This window comes from Klebsiella spallanzanii, from assembly GCF_902158555.1.
In the GTDB taxonomy this organism is placed as follows: Bacteria; Pseudomonadota; Gammaproteobacteria; order Enterobacterales; family Enterobacteriaceae; genus Klebsiella; species Klebsiella spallanzanii.
Map to the genome: position 1 here is coordinate 207,432 of NZ_CABGGS010000043.1, position 17,956 is coordinate 225,387.

At 51.1% G+C, this 17,956-nt stretch carries 15 protein-coding genes and 1 riboswitch; of the genes, 5 read left to right on the forward strand and 10 right to left on the reverse strand.

What is annotated here, in order from left to right:
• Positions 1-19: 19 nt before the first annotated feature.
• Positions 20-2,854 (forward strand): bifunctional [glutamate--ammonia ligase]-adenylyl-L-tyrosine phosphorylase/[glutamate--ammonia-ligase] adenylyltransferase, encoded by a 2,835-nt coding sequence (gene glnE, locus FN082_RS21630; protein ID WP_142982341.1) that lies wholly within the window; start codon positions 20-22, stop codon positions 2,852-2,854.
• Positions 2,855-2,912: 58 nt separating this feature from the next.
• On the forward strand, positions 2,913-4,349 hold the full coding sequence (gene hldE, locus FN082_RS21635; RefSeq protein WP_142982342.1) for a bifunctional D-glycero-beta-D-manno-heptose-7-phosphate kinase/D-glycero-beta-D-manno-heptose 1-phosphate adenylyltransferase HldE: 1,437 nt from the start codon (positions 2,913-2,915) through the stop codon (positions 4,347-4,349).
• A 121-nt stretch (positions 4,350-4,470) separates the two neighbouring features.
• Here the strand turns inward: hldE and FN082_RS21640 are convergent, their stop codons facing one another.
• The 3 genes from FN082_RS21640 to FN082_RS21650 all read right to left on the reverse strand — a co-directional run bounded on the left by FN082_RS21640 (position 4,471) and on the right by FN082_RS21650 (position 7,243).
• Complete coding sequence (locus tag FN082_RS21640) at positions 4,471-4,530, reverse strand: type I toxin-antitoxin system Ibs family toxin (RefSeq protein WP_142462141.1); 60 nt, start codon at positions 4,528-4,530, stop codon at positions 4,471-4,473.
• A 366-nt stretch (positions 4,531-4,896) separates the two neighbouring features.
• On the reverse strand, positions 4,897-6,582 hold the full coding sequence (locus FN082_RS21645) for a flotillin family protein (protein ID WP_142982409.1): 1,686 nt from the start codon (positions 6,580-6,582) through the stop codon (positions 4,897-4,899).
• Between the two features lie 31 nt (positions 6,583-6,613).
• On the reverse strand, positions 6,614-7,243 hold the full coding sequence (locus FN082_RS21650; RefSeq protein ID WP_139540514.1) for an OB-fold-containig protein: 630 nt from the start codon (positions 7,241-7,243) through the stop codon (positions 6,614-6,616).
• A 386-nt stretch (positions 7,244-7,629) separates the two neighbouring features.
• On the opposite strand from FN082_RS21650, the gene glgS reads away from it, so the two are divergent.
• On the forward strand, positions 7,630-7,839 hold the full coding sequence (gene glgS, locus FN082_RS21655; RefSeq protein ID WP_139540512.1) for a cell surface composition regulator GlgS: 210 nt from the start codon (positions 7,630-7,632) through the stop codon (positions 7,837-7,839).
• A gap of 58 nt (positions 7,840-7,897) precedes the next feature.
• On the opposite strand, the gene ubiK is transcribed toward glgS, so the two are convergent.
• Positions 7,898-8,176, reverse strand: coding sequence for a ubiquinone biosynthesis accessory factor UbiK (gene ubiK / locus FN082_RS21660; protein ID WP_139540510.1), 279 nt, complete (start codon positions 8,174-8,176; stop codon positions 7,898-7,900).
• Positions 8,177-8,296: 120 nt separating this feature from the next.
• Positions 8,297-8,448, forward strand: a riboswitch (FMN riboswitch).
• 105 nt (positions 8,449-8,553) lie between these two features.
• Between ubiK and ribB the strand changes: the two genes are divergently transcribed.
• Positions 8,554-9,207 carry a 3,4-dihydroxy-2-butanone-4-phosphate synthase gene (gene ribB, locus FN082_RS21665; protein WP_139540508.1) on the forward strand — a complete coding sequence of 218 codons (654 nt, stop codon included), beginning with the start codon at positions 8,554-8,556 and terminating at the stop codon, positions 9,205-9,207.
• Positions 9,208-9,277: 70 nt separating this feature from the next.
• On the opposite strand, the gene FN082_RS21670 is transcribed toward ribB, so the two are convergent.
• The 4 genes from FN082_RS21670 to FN082_RS21685 form a co-directional block, all read right to left on the reverse strand.
• Positions 9,278-10,330: a pilus assembly protein gene (locus FN082_RS21670; RefSeq protein WP_142982343.1), complete on the reverse strand. Its 1,053-nt coding sequence runs from the start codon at positions 10,328-10,330 to the stop codon at positions 9,278-9,280.
• A 2-nt stretch (positions 10,331-10,332) separates the two neighbouring features.
• Positions 10,333-11,067, reverse strand: a complete 735-nt coding sequence (locus FN082_RS21675) for a fimbrial biogenesis chaperone (RefSeq protein ID WP_185932140.1) — start codon at positions 11,065-11,067, stop codon at positions 10,333-10,335.
• Between the two features lie 15 nt (positions 11,068-11,082).
• A complete protein-coding gene (locus tag FN082_RS21680) occupies positions 11,083-13,611 on the reverse strand; it encodes a fimbria/pilus outer membrane usher protein (RefSeq protein ID WP_142982344.1) in 2,529 nt (842 codons plus the stop codon).
• A gap of 86 nt (positions 13,612-13,697) precedes the next feature.
• Positions 13,698-14,273, reverse strand: coding sequence for a fimbrial-like protein (locus FN082_RS21685; protein WP_142982345.1), 576 nt, complete (start codon positions 14,271-14,273; stop codon positions 13,698-13,700).
• Between the two features lie 912 nt (positions 14,274-15,185).
• Between FN082_RS21685 and ygiD the strand changes: the two genes are divergently transcribed.
• On the forward strand, positions 15,186-15,977 hold the full coding sequence (gene ygiD, locus FN082_RS21690) for a 4,5-DOPA-extradiol-dioxygenase (protein ID WP_142982346.1): 792 nt from the start codon (positions 15,186-15,188) through the stop codon (positions 15,975-15,977).
• 44 nt (positions 15,978-16,021) lie between these two features.
• On the opposite strand, the gene FN082_RS21695 is transcribed toward ygiD, so the two are convergent.
• Positions 16,022-17,182, reverse strand: a complete 1,161-nt coding sequence (locus tag FN082_RS21695; RefSeq protein WP_142462117.1) for a glutathionylspermidine synthase family protein — start codon at positions 17,180-17,182, stop codon at positions 16,022-16,024.
• 5 nt (positions 17,183-17,187) lie between these two features.
• Complete coding sequence (locus tag FN082_RS21700; RefSeq protein WP_139540499.1) at positions 17,188-17,856, reverse strand: DUF1190 family protein; 669 nt, start codon at positions 17,854-17,856, stop codon at positions 17,188-17,190.
• Positions 17,857-17,956 lie beyond the last annotated feature (100 nt).

The window sequence follows — 17,956 nt, forward strand, 5'->3', positions numbered from 1 at the left end:
AGGCCAGGGAGCCCCTAAGATGCCGCTTTCTTCGCAGTTACAGCAGCACTGGCAGACGGTAGTAGACCGACTGCCAGCGGATTTTCCCGTATCGACGTTGAGTGAGCAGGCGCAATCGGTGATGGCATTCAGCGATTTCGTCGAACAAAGTTTGAGCGCTCAGCCGCAGTGGTTGACGGAACTTGAAAGCTCGCCGCCCGAGGCGCAGGAGTGGCGTCACTACGCAGATTGGTTGCAGGTTCGCCTCGCGGAGGTGAACGATGAAGCCGCGTTAATGCGTGAGCTGCGCCAGTTTCGCCGCTGGATTATGGTACGAATCGCCTGGGCACAGGCGCTATCGCTGGTCAGCGAAGAGAGCAGTTTGCAGCAGCTTAGCGCGCTGGCGGAGACGTTAATCGTTGCCGCTCGCGACTGGCTTTACGCCGCCTGCTGCCGCGAATGGGGCACTCCGTGTAATGCTGAAGGTTCGCCGCAGCCGCTACTGATCCTCGGGATGGGCAAACTTGGCGGCGGTGAGCTGAATTTCTCCTCCGATATCGACCTGATTTTCGCCTGGCCGGAGCACGGTTCCACGCGCGGCGGGCGTCGTGAGCTGGATAACGCCCAGTTCTTTACCCGTCTTGGGCAGCGCCTGATTAAAGTACTGGATCAGCCGACGCAAGATGGGTTTGTCTACCGTGTGGATATGCGCCTGCGGCCGTTTGGCGATAGTGGTCCACTGGTGCTCAGCTTTGCCGCGCTGGAGGACTATTACCAGGAGCAAGGACGCGACTGGGAGCGCTATGCGATGGTGAAGGCGCGAATTATGGGCGATAACGATGGCACTTATGCCAGCGAGCTGCGCGCCATGCTGCGACCTTTTGTCTTCCGTCGCTATATTGATTTCAGCGTGATTCAGTCCCTGCGTAACATGAAGGGAATGATTGCCCGTGAAGTGCGCCGCCGGGGGCTGAAGGACAATATCAAGCTTGGGGCGGGCGGTATCCGCGAAGTTGAGTTTATCGTCCAGGTCTTCCAGTTGATTCGCGGTGGGCGTGAGCCGATGCTGCAACAGCGGGCTCTGCTGCCGACGTTGGCCGCCATCGAAGAACTGCATTTACTGCCGGAAGGCGATGCAGCAGAGTTGCGCGAAGCCTATCTGTTTTTACGTCGCCTGGAAAACCTGCTGCAAAGCATCAACGATGAGCAGACGCAAACTCTACCGCAGGATGAGCTTAATCGCGCCCGGCTGGCGTGGGGGATGGGCGTCGCTGATTGGGATACGCTTAGCACACGGCTGGCGAAGCAGATGGCTAACGTGCGGCGCGTCTTTAATGAATTGATTGGCGATGATGAATCGCAGTCACCGGATGAACAGCTCGAAGAGTACTGGCGCGAGCTGTGGCAGGACGCATTGCAGGAGGACGATACCAGTCCGGCGCTGGCGCATCTTGCTGATAACGATCGTCGCAGCGTGCTGGCGCTGATTGCCGATTTTCGTAAAGAGCTGGATCGGCGCACCATTGGCCCACGCGGTCGTCAGGTGCTTGACCAACTGATGCCGCATCTGCTCAGTGAAATTTGCTCACGTGCGGATGCACCGGTACCGCTGGCGCGCATTACGCCGCTGCTGACTGGGATTGTTACCCGTACAACCTATCTGGAGCTGTTGAGCGAATTCCCCGGCGCGTTAAAGCATCTGATTAGCTTATGCGCAGCTTCGCCGATGGTCGCCAGCCAGCTGGCGCGTCACCCGCTGCTGCTGGATGAACTGCTGGATCCAAACACCCTCTATCAGCCGACGGCCACCGACGCCTACCGCGATGAGCTGCGCCAGTATCTGCTGCGCGTACCAGAAGAGGATGAAGAACAACAGTTGGAGGCTCTGCGCCAGTTTAAGCAGGCTCAACTGCTGCATATTGCCGCCGCCGATATTGCCGGGACGCTGCCGGTGATGAAAGTGAGCGATCACTTAACCTGGTTGGCGGAGGCGATGATTGACGCGGTAGTCCAGCAGGCGTGGTTGCAGATGGTGGCTCGCTACGGGCAGCCGACGCACCTTCACGATCGTCAAGGGCGCGGTTTTGCGGTGGTTGGCTACGGTAAGCTGGGGGGTTGGGAACTGGGCTACAGTTCTGACCTCGATCTGGTGTTCCTGCACGACTGCCCAATGGAAGTGATGACCGACGGCGAGCGCGAAATCGACGGACGTCAGTTTTATCTGCGTCTGGCCCAGCGCATCATGCACCTTTTCAGCACCCGTACCTCTTCGGGCATTCTGTACGAAGTGGACGCTCGCTTACGTCCTTCAGGTGCGGCGGGTATGCTGGTGACGACGGCTGATTCATTTGCCGATTATCAGCAAAACGAGGCCTGGACCTGGGAACATCAGGCGCTGGTTCGCGCCCGCGTAGTGTATGGCGATCCTGAACTTCAGGCGCGTTTTGATGACATTCGCCGGGATATTCTCACTACACCGCGTGAAGGGGAAAAACTGCAAACCGAAGTGCGGGAAATGCGTGAAAAAATGCGCGCGCATCTCGGTAATAAGCATCCCGATCGTTTTGATATTAAAGCTGATGCTGGTGGGATCACGGATATTGAATTTATTACCCAGTATCTGGTCCTACGCTATGCCAGCGATAAACCGAAGCTGACGCGCTGGTCCGATAACGTACGTATTCTGGAACTACTGGCGCAGAACGACATTATGGACGATGCAGAGGCGAGGGCGCTAACTCACGCCTACACCACGCTTCGCGATGCGCTACACCATCTGGCGTTGCAGGAGCAGCCGGGCAGCGTGGAGCCAGAGGCGTTTGGCCAGGAACGGGCTCAGGTCAACGCCAGCTGGCAGAAGTGGTTGATGGCTTAACTATAAAACCGGGTGTGCTATTATCGCGCGCAAAGTTTGCATCTCGCAGGAGAGAGTAATGAAAGTAACGCTGCCAGAGTTTGAACGTGCAGGAGTGTTAGTGGTTGGCGATGTGATGTTGGACCGCTACTGGTATGGCCCCACCAGCCGAATTTCACCGGAAGCGCCGGTGCCGGTGGTGAAGGTGGAAAACATCGAAGAACGCCCTGGCGGCGCAGCAAACGTGGCGATGAATATCGCTTCTCTCGGCGCAACCTCTCGCCTGGTTGGCCTGACCGGCATTGATGATGCCGCCCGAGCGCTGAGTAAAGCGCTGGCCGACGTTAACGTGAAATGCGATTTTGTGTCCGTCCCGACGCACCCGACCATTACCAAACTGCGAGTGCTGTCGCGTAACCAACAGCTGATTCGCCTCGATTTCGAAGAGGGATTCTCCGGCGTTGACCCGCAGCCGATGCACGAGCGTATTCAGCAGGCGCTGAGCGCTATTGGCGCGCTGGTGCTGTCTGATTACGCTAAAGGCGCGCTGACCAGCGTCCAGACCATGATTAAGCTGGCTCGTGGCGCGGGCGTTCCTGTGCTGATCGACCCGAAAGGTACTGATTTTGAACGTTATCGCGGCGCGACGCTTTTGACGCCAAATCTCTCCGAGTTTGAGGCGGTAGCGGGCAAGTGTAAGGATGAAGCGGAAATCGTTGAGCGCGGGATGAAAATCATCGCTGATTTCGACCTGTCCGCGCTGCTGGTGACTCGCTCAGAGCAGGGTATGACGCTGCTGCAGCCGGGCAAACCGCCGCTGCATATGCCGACTCAGGCGCAGGAAGTCTATGACGTGACCGGCGCGGGCGATACGGTTATTGGCGTGCTGGCGGCGACGCTGGCTTCCGGCAATACGCTGGAAGAAGCCTGCTACTTCGCCAATGCGGCGGCTGGCGTGGTGGTCGGTAAGCTCGGCACCTCTACCGTTTCACCTATCGAACTGGAGAACGCGGTGCGCGGGCGTTCAGAGACCGGTTTTGGCGTGATGAGTGAAGAAGAACTCAAGCTGGCCGTAGCCGCAGCGCGTAAGCGCGGTGAGAAAGTCGTGATGACCAACGGTGTGTTCGATATCCTGCATGCGGGTCATGTCTCCTATTTGGCTAACGCGCGCAAGTTGGGCGATCGCCTGATCGTTGCGGTGAACAGCGATGCTTCTACCAAACGCCTGAAAGGCGAGTTTCGTCCCGTTAACCCGCTGGATCAGCGGATGATCGTGCTGGGCGCGCTGGAAGCCGTCGACTGGGTAGTCTCCTTTGAAGAAGATACGCCGCAGCGGCTGATCGCCGGAATTCTGCCGGATCTGTTAGTGAAAGGTGGCGACTATAAGCCAGAACAAATTGCCGGTAGCGAAGAGGTATGGGCAAACGGCGGCGAGGTGCTGGTGCTCAACTTCGAAGATGGCTGCTCGACAACCAACATCATCAAGAAGATCCAAAAAGATAACGAAAAATCATGAATGCTGAAGGCGCATCGCGCATTTCGCTTTGATGCGCTCCTCGCTGTTGACGCTGCTGTTTTTTCGACCTAAAGTAAAGGAATAAGGGTGAGAGGGGATTTCTCCCCCCTCTGATTGACTGTTAGAAAGTCGGGAAACTTATCAGTAACAGCACAACCAGTATGATGACTAGCTTCATCATTTACCCTAAATAATTCGAGTTGCAGGAAGGCGGCAAGTGAACGAATCCCGATGAACTTAGTAAACTAAGTGATTCGGGTGAGAGAACGTAGCTAACACACCTGCAACTTGAAGTATGACAGGTATAACCCTTTCCTTATTAAAGCCCCTTCTTCGGGAGGGGCTTTCCCGTTTCAGCCCCTTGCTGACACCGCGATTGTTAGCGAGCGCCCCGACAGGCACAAGAGCTTTCCCTTTCTGATTTTTTATTACTAGAGCGTTCACGCAAAAACAGCGTGCCTGACGTTGAAAGGGCGTGCGCGGGATAAAAAAATCCCCGACTTCAGGGGCCGGGGATGAGATGTTTAGCGATTTTAACGGGAAGCGATTATGCTTCTTTCTCCACTGATTCCTCAGCTGGCTCGATCGCTGCTGGTGAATTTAACGGCGTGGTCAGGGCGTTAAGCGAACCGCCAGAAAGGCCAATTTCATTTAACAGCGAATCAATCAGCGGCGCTTGAGTACGATAGGCAAGCGCTGCGGACAACGCCTGCTCCGCCAGATTTCCGCTGCCTGTAGCGACGGTGGCGTTTTCCGCGCCCCCGGCGCTGCCGCCTCGGTTAAGGCCGTCAACCTGAATAATCTTGATACCGTCAATGGACTTCATCGGTTCAACGGATTTCTCGATGACCGCTGGAAGTGATTGCAGCAGCGCCAGTTTGAACTTCAGGCTGGTCTGCTGATCGGAAAGCACGTTGATAGCATCGTTAAGTGCGCGCTGGGCTTCCGCCTCCGCCAGGCCTTTTTTCTTCGCAGCTTCCGCCAGCTCGACGATTGCTGCCGCCTGTAGCTCTGCCGCTTCTTTTTCCGCTTTTGCCCGCACCGTCAGCTCGACAGCCTGGGTTTCCGCATCCTGAGAGGCGGCGATTAACGCAACCTGCTTCGCACGATCGGCTTCTGCCGTCTGGCGCGTGGTTTCAACGTTTTGCTGCGCGCGTACGGATTCGGCCAGCGCGTCGTTTGCACGTGCTTCCGCCTGGGATTGCTGTTCAGATTTTGCGGCGATGGCGATAGATTTTGTCTGATTCGCAATTTCCGTTGCCTGCTGCTGCTCAATTTCTTTAATGCGGATTTCCCGTTCCGCTTCGACCTTCTTGGTCCGAACAATCTGCTCGCGTTCGATTTCGCTTTCCTGAATCTGACGCTCGGCCTGGATGCGCGTTTGTTCTGCTTCGCGATGGCGTTCAGCTTCAAAAGCGGCGATTTTTGCATTTTGCTCGGCGGTGCGGGTTTTCACCTGCTGCTCCTGCTCAAGCGTCATAAACGCTTCTTGCTGTGCGATTTCGAGTTTGCGCGACAGAGCATCGCGGTTTTTTTCCCGCACGGCGACTTCAATATCCTGCTCGACTTCATTACGTTCGCGACGACGACGTTCTGTCTCCTGGGTGAGTTTAGTTAAACCTTCGGCGTCAAAGGCGTTATTGGGGTTGAAGTGCTCTTTCGATGTCTGGTTGAAGTTTGTTAACGAGACGCTTTCCAGCTCCAGGCCGTTTTTGGATAAGTCTTCGGCAACGGTATTTTGCACGCCCTGAACGAAGTTTTCGCGTGTATCTTGTAGTTCATGCATGGTCATTTGCGCCGCAGTGGCGCGCAGGGCGTCGACAAATTTATCCTCGACCAGTATGCGCAGATCTTCCGGTGACAACGTTCGTTGACCGAGGGTTTGCGCTGCGGTAGCAATACCTTCGATAGACGGTTTAACCCTGACGAAGAAGGCCACAACAACGTCGACGCGCATACGATCCTTGGTGATCAGGCTGTCGGCGGTGGAGCGGCTAACTTCAAGCTTCAGGGTATTCATGTTGATCGGAATGATTTCGTGGAAAATAGGCATGGAAATGGCTCCGCCGCTCATGACCACCTTTTGCCCGCCAAGACCTGTACGAACAAAGGCCTGCTCCGCAGAAGCTCGTCGATAGAGTCTGGCAAAGATAATACCGATAACTAATAGAACAACGACGGCAACACCCGCCGTAAACATCCATGAGGGGAATAAGCCAGTAATGCTATCCATCATGTAACCTCCTTATTTATGAGAAATGAAATTATAAAATATGTGGCCAGGGGTTAAGCTCGGCTAAATAACGCGTTGAGGTAAGCCGAAGAATAATCAGCACTCTATCCCCTCTTTTAAACGTTTTACCTTCTTCAGGTTCCAGTAATAAATAATGCGTCTGGCCGAATTTATCTGTAAATTTTCCTTCGCATGGACGGCCCGATTCGGCAAAATGGCCGGTAATAATCGCCATACCACCAATAAAGTCATCTTCGGTAATCGCGGTGGTTTCATCCAGCGGCAACCACGGTGCAATGGCTTTTCCCGTGTAGTGTACTGCGATGCCGGAAACCAGAAGACATGCTGGCGCTAGCAGAAAATTACTCAACGGCGATTGCGTCAGGCTCACCCAGGCGTGCTGGATGATGATGCCGAGAAAACCAAAGTATCCCCCGAGTAGGCAAAGTACGACAAGTGCCGGAATTCGTCCGATATTCAGATAATGAAGAACCTGGCCGATGTTACCGGAAGTTAAAGAGTCAAAATGATTTAAATGCGCATCAATAATGCCGGAAAGCAGATGTCCGAAAATAAGCGCGATGATTTCAAGAAGGCCAATAAGGAGTACGAATGATAGTGCGAAAAGATAAGGGTTGTTGTATTCGGAAAATATATGCATGAATCTCCTTATTCGTGAAAGATCTTATAAAGATTTTACCCGGATACTGGCGATCAGTTTAACAATAATACAGTCAATAGAATAGACAATATCGCCATTCCTTTTGTTTTTTAATGCGTTCCGGCGAGCCTTAAACCCGGCGGGTGCCCTGGGATGCCGCCGGGTGGGGACCTCCTCGATGGGATTTCATCGCAAAGGAGGTTGAAGCGACTGCGATGGGGTGAGATCACACATTCAAAATGTAATGATGGGAATTATGATTCAGCGCAATAAATGGCCTCTTTCAGCGCATTTTTCGCCCAAAAAAAGTTAAAGTAAGGATAAATACTGAAGTTAGTAAAAAGCATATGACCAACCAGATTACCAACGGCTGAAGGAGTATGCGTATGAAGAATAACGACATGTATTTAATGAAGAATTTTGATTTTCTGGCCCAGAGTTTCGCCAGAATGAACGCACAAGGTCAGCCAGTCGATCTTCAGGCCATTGTCGGCAATATGGATGAAGAGCATCGCGAATGGTTCTGTCAACGATATGAGCTTTACTGCCGCCAGGCGAATAAAGTTACGACCCCAGAAGCGGAGCTGGAACACTAATCTACGTATCGCAACACTGATATGACAACGGGCCTTTTCGGCCCGTTGCTTGTTTTTACTACTTCTCTTCGGCGTCCGGAGCCACCGGCGCGCTCGCTGAGCGGCTTTCCAGGTCGCTCAGACGCTGTTCCAGAAGCGCCAGTTTTTCCCGCGTGCGCAGAAGCACCTGAGTCTGTACATCGAACTCTTCGCGGCTTACCAGGTCCAGGCGAGTTAACTGCGACTGGAGCACCTGACGAAATTTTTTCTCGACATCTTCCCCAAGATCGCGGAGTCCCTTCGGCATCGATTCATGAACCTGACGGGCGATTTGTTCAATTTTTTTCGGGTCAATCATGGTGGTTTCCTGCTCTGGTCGGTTATGCGCTCATTGTAGTGCGATTGCCGGTGCCTATAAACCATAAATGTTTGAAGCTTATGCATTGCCGACGATAGTCAATAGCGTTATAGTTACCGGGCTTATTCTCAGGGCGGGGCGAAATTCCCCACCGGCGGTAAATCAACCATAGCGTTGAAAGCCCGCGAGCGCTTTCTGCGAAAGCAGAAAGGTCAGCAGATCCGGTGTAATTCCGGGGCCGACGGTTAGAGTCCGGATGGGAGAGAGTAACGGCTCAGCCGGGTTTATGCCCGCTTGCGTTGACTTTTGCCGCTAAACCGGCACTCCTAAGACTGCCCTGATTCTGGTAACCATACAATTAACGAGGTTTTTTTACCATGAATCAGACGCTACTTTCCTCTTTTGGTACCGCTTTTGAACGTGTGGAACACGCTTTAGATGCACTGCGCGAAGGCCGCGGTGTGATGGTGCTTGACGATGAAGACCGTGAAAACGAAGGCGATATGATTTTCGCCGCTGAAACCATGACCGTTGAGCAGATGGCGCTGACCATTCGCCACGGCAGCGGCATTGTTTGCCTGTGCCTGACGGAAGATCGCCGTAAACAGCTCGACCTGCCAATGATGGTTGAAAACAACACCAGCGCCTACGGCACCGGTTTTACCGTGACTATTGAAGCCGCAGAGGGCGTGACTACTGGCGTTTCCGCCGCTGACCGCGTGACCACCGTGCGTGCAGCTATTGCTGATGGCGCGAAGCCATCTGACCTGAACCGCCCAGGCCACGTTTTCCCGCTGCGTGCGCAGCCGGGCGGCGTCCTGACCCGCGGTGGTCATACAGAAGCAACCATCGATCTGGTCACTCTGGCGGGTCTTAAACCAGCAGGCGTATTGTGCGAACTGACTAACGACGACGGCTCTATGGCGCGTGCGCCGCAGTGCATTGAGTTTGCTAAGCAGCACAACATGGAAGTGGTCACGATTGAAGATTTAGTCGCTTATCGCCGCGAACACGAGCGTAAAGCCAGCTGATCGCTATCGTTGTGTTAATAAATAATAAAGCCGGGTACGATCCCGGCTTTATTATTTTGATAAAAAACAGCTATCGATAGTTTATTTTGATGATGACGTCTTTACTGAATGGCCCTTCCACTAGTTTCTTAGTGGGATGAGCGGTTAGCTCAGCGGTATAGTTGTGTGTGACTGTTGACGGATCGCTGGGGACGTAAGTTGTAAAATCCATATACTGGTTAAATAAAACAGGCAGGTTGAGCGTGCTGTCAAAGACATTCAATAGCAGACCGTTTCCTAGATCCAGATGGGTATTGTCATAAGGCGCATCGCTGGTGTAGAAGCTGGTCGTAATATCAAACTGCTCCGTACACCCTGCTGTTTGATCCCTGACGGTAGAGATGCTAAACGTTTGTTGGGTATCCGTATGGTTAGCCAGGTCGATGTTAGTGACGGTTTTAAAATCAACAACCTGAGTTTCAGGGGAGATTTTAATTGATGAGCTACAGCTTAAATAGTGAACGTTATCTAGTCCATCAATGTAAAAACGCAGGTTTTTAGCATTTTTAGCCAGGTTTGCACCTCCTTCACCATCAAACTGCAGAACGTTAATTTTGCCAAAATTATAAACCGTTGTGCTGTCTGGTGGGATTGCTTTGACCTTAACGTATAAACGAAAACGAGCATTAAAGGTTGTATTTTTTTGTAGCGTTGAACCGTTACACACTGGGTCGTGGTATATACCATCGTAATACTGCTCAAATTTATCCAGGCAAGCTCCGGTATCGATTCCCTGGTCGTTCCCTTCATAATCGGTACCATTGTAGGTAACGCCAAAAGTAAAGTAGGGGTTGTTCAGGACATCGGTGCTGTTAAAGGCTGAGAGTTTTATCCATGCGTAGAGATCTTCCGTTTGATTTGATTTACTCCAGCCCGTTGCATTATCGCAGTAGACGGTCATATTAATATCCGGGCTTTCCCATACCTTTTGGTTAAGCGTGATATCGCTTGGGATGGTAAATGAGGGAAGATCGATCTTGGCTTCAGTCAGGCCCCCTTTGCTATTCTGATAGCAGTCAACCGCCCAGGAGGGTAACGAAAACAGGCAGGTTAATAACGCCAAAAAACCTAATAGTCTTTTCATTATTAGCCCTTTTTAACCGGTTCAGATTGGCATACCGTCTGCACCGAATTGCAGCTAATTTTAAACATATTCAGACCGCCGTAATCGCCAATAAAGCCAATCTGGAAATTTGCTGGTAAGTTTTTAATATCTTGCGACGCCTGCCCAAAGGGGTCGGCCATCATGCTGGATGTTTTTGGCAACAGCGTTTTGCCATTGGTGCCAATATAGCCAACAGTGACAAAATAGGGGGATTTATTCTTTAACACCAATCCACTGCCGGTGCGGCTAACATCGAATTTTCCGATCAGGTTCGATTGACCATTTTTAACCTCTACCGCTTTTGGGCGCCAGAAAATTTTAATACGGCTCTGCATAGCGATTTGCATAACATTTTTCTGTTCTGAACGCGGCGGAATTTCACGGATGTTATAGTAAAATATCGATTCTCTATCTGCCGGAAGCTGAGCCAGAGTTGGCTGAGGCATCAGTCGAACCTGAACCTGCTCGCCCGCTTCCAGACGCACCATCGGCGGAACGGCGGTAATATAGTTGCGCGATTTTTTATTATCCTTGTCCTCAATCCATGACTGAGCCAGGAAGGGGGCGGTTGTGCTTTGGTTCGTTAACCGTACGGAGACGCTTTTATCCGACTGGTTAAAAATAATGCGCGTTCTGTCGGGCGACACTGCGGCATTCACCATAAAACTGGTGCCCAGCAGGCATAATAATCCTTTCGCAAACGTGTTAATTTTCATTATCTTCATCCTGAATTAATGTATGGGTTTACACGGTAAAATGACGGCCTGACCATCAGTATTACTCTGGTTCGGTGGTGTAATGTCACATACTTTGTCGTTCCATTTTAGCGTTAGCATGCTATTTTCCTGGACGCCGCTGAGATAGACAAAACCATCATCAGCCACCAGCCCCATATCGCGACCTGTTTGTTTATCCGTAACGGTAACGCCCAGCGGCGGATAGCGCCCATCTTCCAGGCGAATGACGCCAATAATTTGATAGCCTTTCGTGGCGCTGAGCGGCATATAGCCAATGGCCCCTTCGGTTAGCGTGGTGCGAACAACTGAATTCGTGACATCAACGCCATCAGGCAGGTTGTTATTGTTCACCATAACCGTAGCGGTTGTGTAGTTACCCACTGACGGAACTACGGCTATACCAAACATATTGGTCATACTGCGGTTATTGTTCACTTCAACACCGGCTATACCATCCGCATCGACCATCACGCGAGAGCTGTTGCCTGCGTTATAATCATGAAGGGCCGCGCCGTGACGAGTCGCAGTAAACGAACCGTTCCAGCCAGCGCTGAACGAGCGGTAACTGCTGGGCTGCACGGTGCCGTTCACGTTCAGGCGACCATAGGGCGAATAGTGCTGGTAATAGCCTCGCAAGGCAGCTTCACCATCGCCAAACTGTTTGTCCGTGCCGGAAACGGACATATTCCACGGGTTGTTACGATCTGAACCATCGTACCATGTCGCCGTTTGCGTCGCTGAGTCATCACCATAACGCTGCATGCTGTACATAATATTGCGGTTGTTTTCCAGCGGTAGGCTAATCGAGAAGTAATACTGATTCTCTTCTTCGTCATCCCAGCTCACACGACTCACCGCCAGAGAGGCTGATATATTTTTAAAATCACCAATATCAAAGTTACGGCTGAGGGAGAACGAATAGTTGGTGTTGGTCTCACTGTTCCAGTAGGTATTACGAGTGATGCTCAAATAGCTATTGAGCGCCAGTGGTTCGACGTACTGGTTAAAGGAGAGGACATAGCTCTCTTTTTCATTGGAACTGGAATCGTCGCCGTCGCGTGAATTAATATATTCATTCATCGTGACGTACTCTTTATCCGAGAATCGGTAACCAGCGAAGGTTATCTGGCTGCCCGTTTCTTCAAAACGTTTGGCGTAGTTGGCACGATAGCTGAAACCACGCTGTTTCCCCTCATTATCATTACGCAAATTGGCTTCTGCCCGAGTGATGTCGAAAGAGAGTGAGCCAAAGCTGTTAAGGTTAAAACCTACCCCGCCGGTTGCTGCCTGATAGTCATCGGCGGTGACGATTGCGCCACCGTACAGAGAAACATCATTCAACCAGCCCCAGGAAGCTTCACCGGTCCAGAAAAGAGGGTTGTTTACATCGTTATGGGTCGTTGATGTGGGCTTACCTACTGAACTTTTATAACGTACCTGCCCTTTACGCGTCAGGTAAGGGATGGAGGCTGAACCCACCTGAAATGTACTCTTACGCCCATCTTCTTCTTCGATAGTAACATCTAATTGCCCCTGCAAGGTGGTGCCCAAATCGGTGATGGTGAACGGTCCTGGCGAGACGGTCGTTTGATAGAGCATACGGCCATTCTGCATCACGGTAACTTTGGCGTTAGTCTGGGCGATGCCGGTTATCTGCGGAGCATAGCCGCGTAAATCTGGCGGCAGCATTTGTTCATCGCTTTCCAGAGAAGCGCCGGTAAAGTGGAACGTATCGTAGAGGTCTGAACTGAGATCGTACTGTCCCATAGTAAACCTGGATGCAAGGGACGGAATAGGGCGAAACAGATAAGTGCGCGGTAGACTGCTGTTGGTCCCCGTAGACTTACCTTCAGTAAATGACTGATCGTACTGGTAATCGCTGCGTAAGCGCCATGCGCCAAGATTGAAACCCAAGGTACCGTATGAGTTGAAACTCTGATTACTATCGCCGTGATCTGGTGTGTACTGGCTGGCATAAAGGTTATAGTCCAGCATAAGGCCAGCGATACCATCATCCCAATACTCTGGCGGCGTCCAGTTTTTGGCCTGATATTTCATCCATGCCTGGGGCACGGTTAACGTCAGCACCATGTTTGCTTTATCCAGACGAATAATCAATTCCGGTTTATGGCTGAGGTTGAGACAACCTTGCTGATTCAATGTTTGCAGGGGCTCAACAAATGAATCGGCAAAGCCAAATTCTGTCAGATGGTCTTTAGTCAAGCAAAGTTGAGAGCCGCTTTCGTTATCGGCTTTGATCCATTCCAGGCTATAGGCTTTGGGGAGCGTATTTTTGTTAATTTGTACGCGTACCAGATAGGTACCGACTGGAATATAGCCCTTTTTTTCAAACTGCGAGAGGTCGATATTCTGCCGGTCTTCGGCGTCAATCATATCTGTATTGAATTCAATAGCATAAAGCGGTGCTGATAGTGAAGCCGTAATACATACCGAATATAGGGTGTGCTTTATTAAAAGGGATAATCTTTTTGGCGTTAGACCGGAGTGAATGAGAGTACGCATAAAATCCGTTTCTTTTAATAAAATAGACCAGGAAAGCCGGCGAATCCCCGCCGGCTTGAATCGACAAAATTAATCGATAGATGTGATTATTTGTAAGCCAGGACGTAGTTTGCCTGAGCGTAAACATCACCCTCGGTTGCATTTTTACCCAGAGATTCCATGCGAGCGTGGAAATCCAGGTTCTGAGTCGGGTTATTGACGTCGGTAAATGTTACCGGCAGCGCCACGCCCAGGTCGAAGGTATTATAGCCAGCATCCAGGATACGAACGCCAACGCCAGTTGCGCCGCCGTAGTTGTTTTCTTTGGTGTTAGCCATCAGGCTACTGTCAACGGTATCTACGTTGGCTGAAGTGAAGGTGACGTTCACTTTATCAATGGTGGTTTCTGCACCCTGGTCGTCAGTGCTGGTCAGAACGCAATCCTGCAGTTTAATAGAGAAGTCTGCAGGTTGAGAGTATTGACCACCATTCAGTACGGTATCAGCAACCTGACCCAGATCGACATCAATCTGAGAGCTTTCCGGTGCAACAGAGCAAGGAGCAGTAATTACAGTACCGGAAAAGGTGACAATACCGTGGCCCTGATCGTCAGCGCTTGCATTAAAAGCAGTAGCAGAAAAAAGAGCTGTAGTGACAACAGCAAGCAACGTTTTTTTAAACATGGAATATAATCCTTTATAAATAACTCATTTAGAACAGATATAGATAAATTTGCTGAAGTTAAATATTAAAGTTGCATGAATTTAATATTAACTCACGATGCGAAAACTATCATGTAACTATCTGTTACACTTGTTATTTATATTTAATTCGCATTTAAGTTTATGTTGATATATGTATTTTTGTTGATGTTTATTAGGAATTTTCCTGCAAAAAATGAGATTTTTAGAATGTTTTCTATGTGGGATTATTTCTCGTGTAAATGTTTATTATCTTTTAGGGATGATGTGGTCTGGAGTGTGAAGTGGTTTATTAAGTTAAATGAATCAGTATAATATAATATATCTATGGTTGATTTTTTTGCTTTAATGTCCAATGGGATGACTTTTTATTATCTTGGGGTTATTATGAATTCATGAAGTGAATTGACTATCGAATTTATACCTTTAAACAAAGTGGGTTATTAATCAGTAATAAACTATGCCATATGGCATCATGGCTCTTAACATGTGGCATGATTTAACTTACCAATTTCCAGTTAATGATGTCTTTTTATTGTGGAAATGGGGAGTATACATTCAAGAATCAGGTGCTTTCTTCTCTATGGATATAAAAAGAAAGCGGCTGTTTGTTGATTTTCGAACTACTTTTCCGCATTGGCTTTGGGTTTATGAACCAATCCACTCCTGGTAATTTGTCAACCCTTTATAGCAGCGAATATCAAGAAAATAAGTTCGATATTCTCGTTTCACAATGGGTTGATATTATCGATGACACACTCTGTGGTATTGCTTTCTTCCGTTTTTTTGATGTTCAAATTTTCTGATGATGATCATCATGCTTATCAGAGTTTATCCTGAACAAAAAGCGCGTAGGGTAGCTACATCAAATTCCGCTAACCCAAGGATATCACTATGTCTCGTACCCGTATGCCCGCGCTGTTTCTAGGCCATGGTAGCCCGATGAACGTGCTGGAAGATAACATCTATACCCGCGCCTGGCGGAGTCTGGGCGAGACATTACCACGGCCTAAAGCGATTGTGGTGATCTCTGCGCACTGGTTCACGCGCGGTACGGGAGTCACCGCGATGGAAGCGCCGAAAACGATTCATGACTTTGGTGGTTTCCCACAGGCGCTATACGACACGCACTACCCGGCGCCGGGCTCGCCTGAATTGGCCCAACGCCTGGTTGAGCTACTGGCCCCGGTGCCTGTGACTCTGGATAAAGAAGCCTGGGGCTTTGACCACGGCTCGTGGGGCGTATTGATTAAAATGTATCCCGACGCCGATATTCCGATGGTGCAGCTGAGTATCAACAGTACTAAACCCGCAGCATGGCACTTCGAAATGGGGCGTAAGCTTGCTCAGCTGCGCGATGAAGGCATTATGCTGGTGGCGAGCGGCAACGTGGTGCATAACCTGCGAACCGCACGATGGCATGGTGAAAGCACGCCTTATCCATGGGCTGAGTCGTTTAATGACTACGTGAAAACGAATCTGGCCTGGAAAGGACCGGTTGCCGGGCATCCGCTGGTGAATTACCTGTCGCACGAGGGCGGATCGCTGTCCAACCCGACGGCCGATCACTTCCTGCCGCTGCTGTACGTTCTGGGTGCCTGGGACGGCGAGGAATCGATTACTATTCCGGTTGAAGGGATAGAAATGGGATCGCTGAGCATGCTGTCAGTGGTAATCGGTGGGTAGGAAAATATAAACTCCGGCAATAAACAATACTGCCGGGGTTGAGGTTACTCGACGAAAATGTGCGGATAAAAGCGTGATAGATCCTGGGTGATTAGCGCCCGATCTTCGCGGATGCCAATGCCCGCGGGTTGATCGTTAATCAGCCAGCTACCGATGAGCGTGTAGCTATCGCCAAACTTTGGCAACGTGTAGAACTCTTGTACGATGGTACCTTCTTCTCCGTACGGGCCTTCCACGGCTTCCAGCACTTTGCCGTTTTCCACGATGGATACGTTAGCGCCTTCGCGGGAGAAGATTGGCTTGATAACGTACTTTTCCATCTCCGGGTGCGCATCTTCGCTGAAGTATGCCGCCAGCAGATTCGGGTGATTCGGGAACATCTCCCACAGCAGCGGCAGCAGGGCTTTGTTGGAAATGATGCTTTTCCACGCCGGTTCCAGCCAGCGAACGCCTGCGTCCTCTAACTTAGTGGAGAACACCTCGCGCAGCATGTACTCCCATGGATAGAGCTTGAACAGATTACCAATCACCTGGTCCTGCAGGTCGGTAAACTGACCTTTTTCGCCCAAACCAATATCTTCAATGTAGAGAAATTCGGTTGCTACGCCCGCTTCCGCCGCGCAGTCCTGCAAATATTGCACGGTACCGCGGTCTTCAACAGTATCGCGACAGCAGGCCATATGCAGCAGTTGGAAGCCGAACTGCTCACGCAGCTCGCCGAAGCGCTCAATCAGTTTCTCCTGCAGGCTGTTGAACTGGTCGCTACCCTGCGGCAACTGACCGGCGTTTAGCTGATCTTCCATCCAGATCCACTGGAAGAAGGCTGCTTCATACAGAGACGTCGGCGTATCGGCGTTATTCTCCAGCAGCTTCGGTTCACCTACACCGTCCCAGGCGAGATCGAGACGTGAGTACAGCGAGGGCTGATTAGTTTTCCACGACTGACGCACGAATCCCCAGGTATGCTTGGGGATGCGAAACTTGGTCATGAGGTCGTCGCTGGCGATGACCTTCTCCACCGCCTGCAGACACATTTGATGCAACTCGGCGGTAACGTCTTCGAGTTTTTCAACCTGCGCCAGCGTCAATTTATAATAGGCCTCTTCGCTCCAGTACGGCTCACCGTACATGGTGTGAAAGTTAAAGCCATATTCTGTCGCCTTTTCACGCCAGTCCGGGCGCTCGGTAATGCTGATTCTTTCCATGTTGCTTAGCCGCCCATTGAGCGCGAAGAAGAAGAGCTTGCCGAGCTACGTTGCATGGTGGATTGCTTAGCGACAGAGTCGCCGAATCCGCCGCGCGTCACGGTGCTGGTGGTGGCAGGTTTTGGTGCCATCGCGGTTTTTGGCACGTTCATGGTACGGCCCGGCTGCGCTGCGCCGTAGCTCTTACCGCCAGCATCGGTATATTTACCATAGGCCGGGCTGGCAGGATTTTTCGAGCTGAACAGCGGCTGCTGAGCGCCCATTCCGCCACCCATCATCCGACCCATCATGTAGCCTGCCATCAGCGGCATCCAGAAACTGCCGCTGCTTTGCGCCTGCGCCTGGTTTTCCGGAGCCATACCCGCCTGAGCGGGGGTCTGCTGACACTGACCTTCACCGAATTCGGCTACGCAGTCTTCACGCGTGGCGTATTTCGGCGCGGTACGTTCAGCTTCTTTAATCGCGTTGTTGTAAGCGGTGGTGCACTCTGCTGATTTGCTCGGGTTGGCAGCAGAGCAATCATCGGCGTTTTGATACAGAGAAACCGTCTCATCGCTTTGTTCACAGCCAGCGAGCATAAATACGGCGGTGACGGCGAGTGCGACGGGAGTTAAATGGCGCGCGCTCCAGCTTTTGCGGAAGGAGGCGTGATTAATATTTTTTGTCCGTTTCATGTTTGTCTTCCTGGACCCAGTGGTATGCGTTTTGTTAACGCTCAGGATAGAGGATGAGTGGTGGAAAATGAAGCGAATAGGGGCGGAAAGCGGGAGATCT

What these genes read in the sequence shown, in the direction of transcription:
- glnE (WP_142982341.1), top strand. Translation starts at nt 20, where the DNA reads ATGCCGCTTTCTTCGCAGTTACAGCAGCACTGGCAGACGGTAGTAGAC.
- FN082_RS21670 (WP_142982343.1), bottom strand. Translation starts at nt 10,330, where the DNA reads ATGAAAAGACTATTAGGTTTTTTGGCGTTATTAACCTGCCTGTTTTCG.
- FN082_RS21700 (WP_139540499.1), bottom strand. Translation starts at nt 17,856, where the DNA reads ATGAAACGGACAAAAAATATTAATCACGCCTCCTTCCGCAAAAGCTGG.
- FN082_RS21695 (WP_142462117.1), bottom strand. Translation starts at nt 17,182, where the DNA reads ATGGAAAGAATCAGCATTACCGAGCGCCCGGACTGGCGTGAAAAGGCG.
- FN082_RS21680 (WP_142982344.1), bottom strand. Translation starts at nt 13,611, where the DNA reads ATGCGTACTCTCATTCACTCCGGTCTAACGCCAAAAAGATTATCCCTT.
- FN082_RS21645 (WP_142982409.1), bottom strand. Translation starts at nt 6,582, where the DNA reads ATGGATAGCATTACTGGCTTATTCCCCTCATGGATGTTTACGGCGGGT.
- ribB (WP_139540508.1), top strand. Translation starts at nt 8,554, where the DNA reads ATGAATCAGACGCTACTTTCCTCTTTTGGTACCGCTTTTGAACGTGTG.
- FN082_RS21650 (WP_139540514.1), bottom strand. Translation starts at nt 7,243, where the DNA reads ATGCATATATTTTCCGAATACAACAACCCTTATCTTTTCGCACTATCA.
- FN082_RS21685 (WP_142982345.1), bottom strand. Translation starts at nt 14,273, where the DNA reads ATGTTTAAAAAAACGTTGCTTGCTGTTGTCACTACAGCTCTTTTTTCT.
- ygiD (WP_142982346.1), top strand. Translation starts at nt 15,186, where the DNA reads ATGTCTCGTACCCGTATGCCCGCGCTGTTTCTAGGCCATGGTAGCCCG.
- FN082_RS21675 (WP_185932140.1), bottom strand. Translation starts at nt 11,067, where the DNA reads ATGAAAATTAACACGTTTGCGAAAGGATTATTATGCCTGCTGGGCACC.
- ubiK (WP_139540510.1), bottom strand. Translation starts at nt 8,176, where the DNA reads ATGATTGACCCGAAAAAAATTGAACAAATCGCCCGTCAGGTTCATGAA.
- glgS (WP_139540512.1), top strand. Translation starts at nt 7,630, where the DNA reads ATGAAGAATAACGACATGTATTTAATGAAGAATTTTGATTTTCTGGCC.
- hldE (WP_142982342.1), top strand. Translation starts at nt 2,913, where the DNA reads ATGAAAGTAACGCTGCCAGAGTTTGAACGTGCAGGAGTGTTAGTGGTT.